The organism is Actinomyces glycerinitolerans (assembly GCF_900098745.1).
In the GTDB taxonomy this organism is placed as follows: domain Bacteria; phylum Actinomycetota; class Actinomycetes; order Actinomycetales; family Actinomycetaceae; genus Actinomyces; species Actinomyces glycerinitolerans.
The window spans coordinates 1-9,932 of sequence record NZ_FQTT01000002.1 but is presented as its reverse complement, the minus strand read 5'-3'; the positions used below and the strand labels follow the sequence as shown (position 1 = coordinate 9,932).

7 protein-coding genes and 2 pseudogenes are annotated in these 9,932 nt (G+C 67.2%); 7 read left to right on the top strand and 2 right to left on the bottom strand.

Annotated elements, in window-relative coordinates:
• Positions 1–18: 18 nt before the first annotated feature.
• On the top strand, positions 19–705 hold the full coding sequence (locus ACGLYG10_RS03195) for an L-threonylcarbamoyladenylate synthase (protein WP_073327879.1): 687 nt from the start codon (positions 19–21) through the stop codon (positions 703–705).
• Between the two features lie 4 nt (positions 706–709).
• Here ACGLYG10_RS03195 and ACGLYG10_RS03190 read toward each other — a convergent pair whose 3' ends face one another.
• Complete coding sequence (locus ACGLYG10_RS03190) at positions 710–3,196, bottom strand: (Fe-S)-binding protein (RefSeq protein WP_073327878.1); 2,487 nt, start codon at positions 3,194–3,196, stop codon at positions 710–712.
• Positions 3,197–3,894: 698 nt separating this feature from the next.
• Between ACGLYG10_RS03190 and ACGLYG10_RS16495 the strand changes: the two are divergent.
• The 5 genes and pseudogenes from ACGLYG10_RS16495 to ACGLYG10_RS15770 form a co-directional block, all read left to right on the top strand.
• Positions 3,895–4,950: pseudogene (locus ACGLYG10_RS16495) on the top strand (SNF2-related protein); the annotation flags it as partial.
• Positions 4,951–5,311: 361 nt separating this feature from the next.
• The gene (gene drmC, locus ACGLYG10_RS03180; RefSeq protein ID WP_244542555.1) at positions 5,312–5,986 is read left to right on the top strand and encodes a DISARM system phospholipase D-like protein DrmC; all 675 of its coding nucleotides are present in this window, start codon (positions 5,312–5,314) and stop codon (positions 5,984–5,986) included.
• A 63-nt stretch (positions 5,987–6,049) separates the two neighbouring features.
• Positions 6,050–6,622 (top strand): hypothetical protein, encoded by a 573-nt coding sequence (locus ACGLYG10_RS15775; RefSeq protein WP_139240774.1) that lies wholly within the window; start codon positions 6,050–6,052, stop codon positions 6,620–6,622.
• A 209-nt stretch (positions 6,623–6,831) separates the two neighbouring features.
• Positions 6,832–6,963, top strand: a complete 132-nt coding sequence (locus ACGLYG10_RS16795) for a hypothetical protein (RefSeq protein WP_258522160.1) — start codon at positions 6,832–6,834, stop codon at positions 6,961–6,963.
• A 328-nt stretch (positions 6,964–7,291) separates the two neighbouring features.
• Positions 7,292–8,884: a hypothetical protein gene (locus ACGLYG10_RS15770; RefSeq protein WP_139240772.1), complete on the top strand. Its 1,593-nt coding sequence runs from the start codon at positions 7,292–7,294 to the stop codon at positions 8,882–8,884.
• A gap of 35 nt (positions 8,885–8,919) precedes the next feature.
• Here ACGLYG10_RS15770 and ACGLYG10_RS03170 read toward each other — a convergent pair whose 3' ends face one another.
• Complete coding sequence (locus tag ACGLYG10_RS03170; protein WP_073327875.1) at positions 8,920–9,702, bottom strand: Fic family protein; 783 nt, start codon at positions 9,700–9,702, stop codon at positions 8,920–8,922.
• Between the two features lie 29 nt (positions 9,703–9,731).
• Here ACGLYG10_RS03170 and ACGLYG10_RS16305 point away from each other — a divergent pair.
• Positions 9,732–9,932, top strand: a pseudogene (locus ACGLYG10_RS16305) (hypothetical protein); the annotation flags it as partial.

Genomic DNA, 9,932 nt, shown 5'->3' with positions numbered 1-9,932 from the left:
GTTTGGAGGCGGCGACCGATGACTGAGACGAGTGCCGACGCCCTCCACCATCCGAAGGTGGTTGCCGCTACGGAGGAGAACCTTCGACGCGCGGCCCGGATCGTGTTGGCCGGGGGCGTTATCGTGGCGCCCTCGGACACGAATCTGGCGCTGACACTCGACGCCTGGAACGAGGCTGCCATCGAGCGGGCCTTCGCCATCAAGCGCCGCCCGGCGACCTCCCCACTGACCCTGTTCCTGCGGAACTCCGGGGACTGGGAACGCTACACGCGGGTACCCGCGGCGGACAGGGCCACGGTTCAGGCACTGGCGGCGGCGTTCTGGCCCGGTCCTTTCAACCTGGTCCTGCCGCGCAGCGACGCGGTGCCCGACTTCCTGGTGCGTGGAGGCAGCACGGTTGCGCTCGGGGTGTTGTCCAACCCGACCCTGCAACGACTATTGGATTTCATCGGTCGACCGGTGGCGATGACCTCGGCGAACCTGTCCGGGAGGGCCGACGGCGTCCTGGTGGACCTGAAACTCGCGAGCGAGCAGATCGGCGACGCGGTGGACCTGATCCTCGAAGGTGGGCATCAGGGCACCACGGCATCGTCGACGATCGTCAAGGTTCAGGACGGCCGGGCGACGATCCTGCGGGAGGGAGACGTGCGCCCGGGCACCATTCGTGCCGCCTTGACCGGGGTAAGCGTCGCGACCGACTTCTAGGCGCTCAGGCCGGCGTCGGCTGCTGGCCGCGGCGGACGGACTCCAGCATCAGGGTGGCCACGTCCGTGACGCGCACGTCGGCGCCCTCGGAGGCGACGCCGTCGGAGAGCATGGTGGTGCAGAACGGACAGGCCGTCGCGATCACCTGCGCGCCGGTGCCGATCGCCTCGCGCGAGCGCTCCACCGCGATGCGGGTGCCGATCGACTCCTCCATGAAGGCCCGCGCCCCGCCGCCGCCGCAGCAGAAGCCGCGCTCGTGGCTGCGCGGCATCTCCACGGTGGTGGCGCCGGTCGCCTCCAGCAACTCGCGCGGCGGGGAGTAGATGCGGTTGTGGCGGCCCAGGTAGCAGGCGTCGTGGTAGGTGACGGTCGGGGCTGCGGGCGGCGTGGATGACGGCGTCGTCGCGGACGACTCCGGAGCGGGCGCCGCAGCGTCGTCGGGACGGGCGGCCTGCGGCGGGGCGGGACGCAAGCGGCCCTCACGCACCAGCCGGCCCAGCAGCTGCGTGTAGTGCAGCACCTCGTAGTGCCCGCCCACCTGCGGGTACTCGCGGGCCAGCGTGTTGAAGCAGTGGGCGCAGGTGACCACGATCTTCTGCGCGCCGGCCTCGTTGAGCGTCTCGACGTTCTGCGCCGCCAGCGTCTGGAACAGGATCTCATTGCCAGCGCGGCGGGCCGGGTCGCCGGTGCAGGCCTCGGCGTCGCCCAGGACGGCGAAGGACACCCCGGCGGTGTGCAGCAGCTCGGCGACCGCACGCGTCGTCTTCTTCGCCCGGTCCTCGTAGGCGCCCGCGCAGCCCACCCAGAACAGGTAGTCGACCTCGGAGGCGTCCTCCACGTCCACGCCGACGACCGGCACGTCGAAGTCCAGGCCCTTGGTCCAGTCCATGCGCTTGCGCGCCGCCAGGCCCCAGGGGTTGCCCTTGGACTCCAGCTTGCGGAACATCTGCCCCAACTCCTTGGGGAAGGCCGAGGCCATGAGCACCTGCTGACGGCGCACGTCGATCACGTGATCCAGGTGCTCGATGTCCACCGGGCACTGATCCACGCACGCCCCGCAGGTGGTGCACGACCACAGCACGTCCGCGGGGATCACCTCGCCGGCCAGCGGCGCCGGACGCGTGGCCACACCCGTGTCGCTCGGGGCGGCCTTGGCGGCCAGCAGGGCGCCCAGCACGTCGCCGGTGTGGGCGCTGCCCGGAGCCAGGCCCAGATCGTCGTCGTCCTCCAGGCCGTCGGTCATGCCCGCCAGCCGCCCGAGCGGGCCGCGGGCACTGCGGCGCTCGGCGAGCATCTCCTCGGTGACCTCGTCTGGCTCAACGCCGAGTGCGCTCGCCGCCCGCAGGTAAGGGGCGACGGCGGCGTGGTGGTCGCGCAGGGCCAGGGTGAACAGCTTCGGGGACAGGGGCTTGCCGGTGTTCCACGCCGGGCACAGGTCCTGGCAGCGGCCGCACTCGGTGCAGGTGGAGAAGTCCAGCAGGCCCTTCCAGGTGAAGTCCTCAATGCGCTCCACGCCGAGCTTGACCTCGGTGCCCGCCTCCTCGGCAGCCTCCATGGCGGCGTCGAGGTCGTCCAGGGTGTCGGCGGTCAGCGGCCGGCCGTCGGGTAGCAGCAGCGGTTGGGCGGGGCCGAGCGCCTTGGTGCCGTCGGTGTTGCGGCGTGCGTAGAGGTTCACGAAGGCCAGGAAGCGGTGCCAGGCCACGCCCATCGATGGCTGCAGGCCGACCACCACGAACCACCACATGGAGATGACGATCTTGACGGTTGCCACCACCGTGATCGCGGCCGCCAGGGCGTCTGCGCTCAGTGGTGCCAGCAGTGGGCCGGTCCAGGCGGTCAGTGGGAAGTGCGTCCAGTGGGCGAGGGCGGCGTCGGCCGGGTCGGGGGAGAGCACAAGCTGGGCGTGCTCCAGCATCCGCAGCGCCAGTACGCAGACCACCACGCCGGCCACGATCGCCTCCACGAAGTGCGCCTGCCCCTGGCTGGAGCCGGCGAAGCGGGAGGTGCGGGTGCGGGTGCCGCCGGCGGAGTCGGTGTTGAAGGGGGGCGCGGCGGCCCGGCGGCGGGTCAGGCGGCGGCGCACCGTGATCAGGTGGACGATGCCCGCCAGGCTCAGCCAGGCGATGAGCTCAACCACCCACGCCCACCAGGCCTGGTGGCCCAGCCACGGCAACTCCCAGTGCGGGCCGGCCAGTACCTGGCCGTAGCCGGTGACCAGGGTCAGGAACAGCAGCGGGAAGCTGACCATCACCAGCCAGTGCGCGGCCCGGATCCAAGGGCGGCCCTTGAAGGCGGTGTGGCCGACGACCTCACCGAGCATGCGCATCAGGCGGCGGCCGATGGGGCGCAGGCGCTCGCGGGGGACGGGGCGGCCCACGCCCATGCGGTTGGCGATGGTGCAACAGGCCCGGCCGAACACGAAGACGCCGACCACCGTCGTGACTGCGACGATGACGGTGCACACGACGCGGATGCCCATCAGCCAATTCATGGCGTCAGCCTACGCAAGCGGACGGGTGCGGGTGCGCAGGCGTCACGAAGGGCCGGCTGGGATGCGGGTGGGAAGGGGGGTCGGGGTGCGGGTGAGGTGGCTGGGGTGGGGGGGTGGTGCTCGGGTGTGGTTGTCGGTGGCTGGTGGGGTCGGGGGTGTCATTGGATGCACCACTTTCAGTTCTGCGGCCGCCGGCCGTGTCGGCTGCGTCCGCGGATTTCCGCGGTTTCAGTGTGATCCTGGCAGTGGTGCGGTCCGAAAGTGGTGCATTTTGTGACAGGTGCGGGGTGCGTATCCGGTGGAGGCGGCGGCGTGCGTGCGGTGGCTCGGGGTGGCAGGCCCGTCGCCACGCTGAGGGTCGTGGCTCCGGAAGAGCGTCGTTCCTTCGGGGTGCGCCCCGATCTCAAGGTTCCCGATGAGTTCTTCTTCGCGCCCCTGGCGGAAGACGAACTTGAGAGCTGGGAGTAGGCGTGGCCTACTTGCTTGACACTCACGGCGTGGCGTGGCTGATCTCGGAACCGGAGCGCCTGCCCGCTGGAGATGCCAGTCGGAGGCCGGGGCGGTGAACATGGGACTCGAAACGGACTCGGTCGCCTGAGATGAGTCCGCGCGCCCCGAGGCGATGGTGACTAGGGCTACAGTGTGCTCGTCTCGCGCCCGGCCACAGGCAACGGGCGCTCCCGCACGAACAGGCACCGATGACTACGCACACTTCACCCTGGCCTACGGGCGCGACCGCAAGCTCCGGCCTGGATTCCAGCACTGACGCCGCACCGGCCCTGCCCGAACCCGGGCAGGTGGTGCAGGTGCGGGGCGCCACCTGGGCCGTCACCGACGTGCGCGAGCAGGGCCTGCCCCACAGCCCCGCCGACGATTCACGCACCGACCTGGAGCACCTGGTCTCACTGCAATCGCTGGCCGAGGATCGTATGGGTGAGGAGCTGACCGTCATCTGGGAGCTGGAGGTCGGCAACTCGATCATTCCGGACCGCGGCCTGCCGGAGACGATCTCCGCCGACTCCTTCGACGACCCGGACACTTTGGGCGCCTTCGTCGACGCCGTGCGCTGGGGCGCGGTCACCTCCGCCGACGCCAAGGCCTACCAGGCTCCCTTCCGCTCGGGCGCCACCCTGGAGCCCTACCAGCTCGAGCCCCTGCGCCGCGTCCTGGAGGCCCCGCGCACCAACCTCCTGCTGGCCGACGACGTGGGCCTGGGCAAGACCATTGAGGCCGGCCTGGTCATCGAGGAGCTGCTGCTGCGGCACCGGGCCCGCTCGGTCATCATCGTGTGCCCGCCGAGCCTGGCCCTGAAGTGGCGCGATGAGATGCGTGAGAAGTTTGGCCTGGAGTTCGTGATCGTCGACTCCGCCCGGATTGCCGCCGACCGCCGCGCCTACGGCCTGGCCGCGAACCCGCTGCGCCTGTATCCGCGGGTGATCGTGTCCATGGCCTGGCTGCCGGGCGTGCGCGCCCAGCGGCTGCTGCGTGAGGTACTGGACGACGCCGGCCGCCCGGGCAGCGCCCGCAACTACGCCTTCGACGTGCTGGTGGTGGATGAGGCCCACCACGTGGCCCCGGCGGCGCCCTCGGCCGTTGGCGGCGGCCGCGGTTACGCGGTGGATTCCCAGCGCACCCGGGCGCTGCGCCGCCTGGCCGAGAAGTGTGAGCACCGCCTGTTCCTGTCCGCCACGCCGCACAACGGTTACACCGAGTCCTTTACCGCCCTGCTGGAGATGATCGACCCGCGCCGCTTCGCCCGCGGCGCCGAGATCGACCGCAGTGCCCTGGATGAGGTGACGGTGCGGCGCCTGAAGGCGGACGTGCCGGACCGCGACTTCAAGCGCCGCAAGGTCAACTCCGTGGAGTATGCGGCCGCTGCCGATGAGGAGGATGCCTACGCCAAGCTGGACTCGCTGCTGCGCGCCTCGGGACGCCAGCAGGGGCGGCGCAGCCTGGATATTGCCGCCCTGCTGCTGAAGAAGCGCTTCCTGTCCAGCCCGTGGGCCTTCGCCCGCACGCTCGGCAACTACTTGACCGATCCGGTGGCGGCGGGACGCCGTCGTCGAGCTCGGGTCGGTCCTGAGCGGGGCCCAGGCGCGGGCCGTCGCCGCCAGTTTGGAGGCGGGGGAGACCCTGGCACAGGCGCTTGGGGCCGTGGAGGCGTCGCGGCGACGCCGAGTGCGGGAGCTGATGGGGAGGGCCGGGCTCGGCACGTTGGAGCGGGAACGGACCGCGGCGGTGCTGCGCGCCATCGAGGGCGCGCTGGCGCACCCGACCTCCGTCACCCCGGTGTGGACGGTTCCCGGCGGGCCTGGCGCTTTTGGGGTGACGGGGCACCTGACCGGGCTGATCCACGAGCTGGTGACGCGGGCCTACGGGGCGGTCACCTGCTCCACCTACAACATTGCGCGCTCCTCGGCGCTGTGGGAGGCGCTGAAGGAGGTGACGGCGCGGCCGGAGGTGAGTGTGCGCCTGTACCTGGACACCGACGTGGCCGACGCCGAGCCCAAGCCCTGGGTGCCCACCACCGCGCAGGTCGCGCGCGAGCTGAAGGGCGCCGTGGTGATGCGGACGCGGGCCGGTGAGGACGGGAAGCGGCCGCGAAATCACGCCAAGTTCGTGGTGGTGGATCACCAGATCGTGGTGGTCACGAGCGCGAATATGTCGCGCTCCGCGGAGGAGTGGAACGTCGAGCTCGGCCTGCGCCTGGACGAGCCGCTGCTGGCCCGCGCCATCGAGGACCAAATGCGCGCCCTGGAGCCGCACGTCTATGAACGGGTGGCCGGTTAACGCAGGCTTCGTGATCGCGGCTCAGACACGGTTAGTGTCTGAGGGCATGGCTACTATTTGCCCATGGTGAAGGTGGCGTACGGCGATGAGAGCATCCGCAGAAGAGGCGTGCGGGAGCCAACATATCTCTTGGGTGCTTATATTCGTGATGATGCCGTCCCCGATCTTGCCTCCGAGCTGATGGCTCTCGTGCGGGGAAGGAAACTGCACTGGCGAGATTCCATTCCTCGAGTTCAGGAGGAGGCGTGCCGCATAATCAGTTCCCACGGCGGAGGCCACTTGATTGTCGCGGCGCGTCCCCTTGCTGAGGGTGTGCGTGAAGAGTCGGCGCGTCAACAGGCGCTTATGACGCTGATGACCATTTTGTCGGGAGGCTACGGCGTAGACGAACTAGTCCTGGAGCGTCGGCAGCAGAAGCAAGATGACAAAGACCGAGCGGTTTTCGCTGTTGCCCGTAAGAGCGGGATGGTTAGCGCTGACTTCAAACTTCGGCACGAGTATGGGACCCAACAACCCATGCTGTGGGTGCCGGATCAGGTTCTGGGAGCTTACGGCGATGCCTGCATGGGTAAAACTACGGCATGGGCGCTGCTCGAACCGCACGTGCGAATCGAGACGATTCATCCCAGGAGGTAGCGCGAACGCCGGGCCCTATGACGTCACAGGCGCACCGGCGTTAACTTCCTGTCCGCACCTTGATGCGGCGGCGACATTAGTGTGCCACCCCCCTCCTCTGAAGGTCAACCCCGCGACGAGACTCGTCTCAGATGCCCGCGAAAGAGGCTCGGTGCCTCATCTAGAACTGCCCGCGAGAGTCGCGGATCGTGGTCGTCGCGAGTGCGAATGTGTCGCGTAGCGCGGAAGAGGCTAACGTCGAGCTCGGGCTGCGCCTGGACGAGCCGTTGCTCGCCTGCGCCATCGGGGACCAGACACGCACCCTGGAGCCGCACGTCAACGAGCAGGTGGCTAGCGGCTGAGCGGGCCGGCAGACGGGCGCCGCGGTCGTACCGCGGCACCATGTCCCAGAGCGAGAACCAAGGGAGTGGGGAGGCGGAGCGCCTTGCTCTGCTTGGTCCCGTGAGTAACTGGTTGGCGGTCGGTCACGAGGATGGTGGAAGGGCAAGGTGGCGGAGCGTGAGTGTCGAATGCGCGCGCCGGGCAGCCTCAGGCGGTCTAGCCCAGCCTCGTCCCTGCCTCAACCCGTAGGCCGGTAGTTCGTGTCGGACCCCCGTGGCACTGTGACTGTGGGCGGGAACCGCCGGCCCCGCCCAAGACCCTGACCGGCCGGCGAGAACCGAGGCGATCATGAGTGAGTGCGAAGACGTGCGTGGTGATGGTTCGCAGCCGCGGGGCACTGCGTCCCTGGATGACGGGAACGATACGAAGGAGCCCGAGCAGGAACCTGCCCCGCAGAAGAGCGAGCCAACGAATCGTGCCAAGAATGCCGTGGGGACCGAACAAGCCGACGGCCTGCACCGCTTCCTGAGACGATTCAAGGGCGCATTCGCGGCGGAGAAAGATGGCTCGGCGACAACCCCAGAGAATGTGGGGCAAGATAAGACTTTGGGGGAGAAGAGGAGAGGTAAGAGGGATAGGCTTTACAGTCGAAATCTAACCTGGGAACACGGTGGCAATCTCGCCATGATGACGGTGCCGGGCATGCTGGGCCTCTTGGGGTGGACCATGTGGTTGTTGGCGAAGGACCTGCCCGAGTCTTCTCTGGAAGTGATGTTCGTGGAGTTAATGGAGATTCGGAGGATCAGCAGGCAGTGCCTAGCAGCCACTCCGGATGTGGGTCTGGAGGGATTCAATCAGTGCCCCTTCGGGCTGGATCTATCTGTATCAGCGGGAATGACGCTGGTATCTGGATTATTCGGCGTTGAGTGCGTAATCATTGCGGTGTTCAGCTTCCAATCACGTGCGTCCGTCGGGCGACACAATCGGCGGGAGACGATTATGAGTCACGTGTGGAGCGACCCTGGCAGGGCGTTGGTCTTCTGGCTGATTATGTACTGTTGTGTATGGCTTCCCATTCTCTATGTCTGCCTGGTGTGGACTCCGGGACTGGAGGTGCTTCCGGAACGGCCGCTCGGGGTGGTGTTGTTATCGATGTGGCCCATTTGGGTCGTCGCAGCAGCATCGGTTGTTATTCCGATTTGGTTATATGGATACGCTGTTAAATATACGTTGAAAGACGTTGAGCGCCGACGTCATACAGTATGGTGGGAGTATGAGCGGGCTTACCGCTTGATTCGAGTCAAGGTTGCGTCAGACGTGGAAGCGCGTGACGTGGTGCAGGCGCGCGGCAAGGCGGCGCACGTTGGTCGCTGGATTGCTTTCGGGTTGATGCTGCTTATTGGTCCGCTGCTGGCGGGAACATTCCTGCCGTACGCGCCAGCGCGGTTTCTTGGGCTGTTTTCTGTGTTGGCTTTGCTTGACGCATTTTGTGTATATTTTGTCGCCTACGCCTGGAGCTGGGGGCGAGCTCAGGGTGTTTTTCTTGTGATAGTTTCTGGATTCGCGGGATGTTTCTGTGCAGTGGTGACGGTCATGTGTTTTATGGTGTATGGGGTAGTGGCGTCTAGTCCGGCTAGTATTCCTGCTGGACTGGCTGTACTCGTGCTGCTTGTGCTCGCCTGGTCAGTGGTGATCATGCGTGGCGTTGACGCGGCCATGCATCCAGTAACTGTGATTCGCGCGCGTCTGGCGATGCGCCGCAGCGACGAGTTGGTGTGGCTGCGCGCGCAGGAGAGGAGGCTTGTATCCATGGGGATGGGTGAGAGCGCTGTGAAGGCGCGGCTCAGAGGGCTCCGCCGTGCCGCGTCGCGCAAGCGCCCGTCAAAGCGCTTGCGTGCTGGAGGCGCCGAGAGGTCGCGGCGAACTGACAAGCGGTGCTGACGACGCGTCGGAAGCACTGCCACGGGTGGTTCAGCTCATTGGCCCGCTGATGGGTCACGCCGCGGAGGAAGGAATGCGGACATGACCTCGACGCGGGGGCGCACGCAGCGGCCACGCTGTTTCTCGACCAGCCCCATCTTGACTAGGCCGTTGATGTCGCGTGTAACGGTCTTCGAAGTCTTGCTCCGATACGCCTCGGCGAGGCCTCGGTTAAGGATCGTGACATCGTCGATTGGGGTCCAATGGTCGGCGGGCAGGGCCAGCACGAGGTCTCTCATCCTGGTTCGCGCCTGGATGTGCTGGCCATGGAACCGCTTGTGGACGTAGGACTGCCACATGATGGATAGCTGCATCTCCTGCACTTGTGCGATCTGCTCGCGTAGACCATCCACAAGGCCCTGGGCTGTGTAGTGGACGAAGTCCTCTGCCGGGTATCCGGGGCGTACGCTGGTCTGCTCCAAGATGGAGTAATACATGTCGCGGGTCTTGTTGTAGTGATCGGACAGGAGGTGGGCGACGGGTACCGGAACTCCGGCACGTGTGAGCAGTTCAAACTCCAGCAGACGGGACATGCGTCCGTTCCCGTCGCCGAAGGGGCGAATCCAAGTCAGGTGCAGGTGGGCCAGCGTGGCCAGTATGGAGGCCATGGGCATCCGCAGGGCGGGGTCGTCGCCCAACTGGGAGAGCTCGTTGTTCAGCCATTCGCATAGACGATCGACTAGATACTCGCAGTCTTCCGGCCTGACTCCTGACAGGTCGCTGGGGTGATCGGGGTTTTTCGTTGGTGTGGTGCGGTTGGGTTGGTGGTTGTGGGGCACTAATCCGGTGGGCGGTAGAGTGATGGTGTGTGAGCCCGTATGTTCGTAAGGTGCGTACCGCTTCTGGTGCTACGGCGGTGCAGATCGTGGCTAAGGAGCACGGGGTGCGCCGGGTTGTGGAGCACCTGGGCTCGGCGCACGATGAGGCGGAGCTGGCGGCCCTGATTCAGGCTGGGCGGGAGAAGATCCGGGGAGGCCAGGGGGGTGCTGGACCTGGCCGGCCTGACACC

Coding starts and splice junctions, on each gene's coding strand:
- ACGLYG10_RS03195 (WP_073327879.1), top strand. CDS start 19: ATGACTGAGACGAGTGCCGACGCCCTCCACCATCCGAAGGTGGTTGCC.
- ACGLYG10_RS03190 (WP_073327878.1), bottom strand. CDS start 3,196: ATGAATTGGCTGATGGGCATCCGCGTCGTGTGCACCGTCATCGTCGCA.
- ACGLYG10_RS15775 (WP_139240774.1), top strand. CDS start 6,050: ATGGTGAAGGTGGCGTACGGCGATGAGAGCATCCGCAGAAGAGGCGTG.
- ACGLYG10_RS15770 (WP_139240772.1), top strand. CDS start 7,292: ATGAGTGAGTGCGAAGACGTGCGTGGTGATGGTTCGCAGCCGCGGGGC.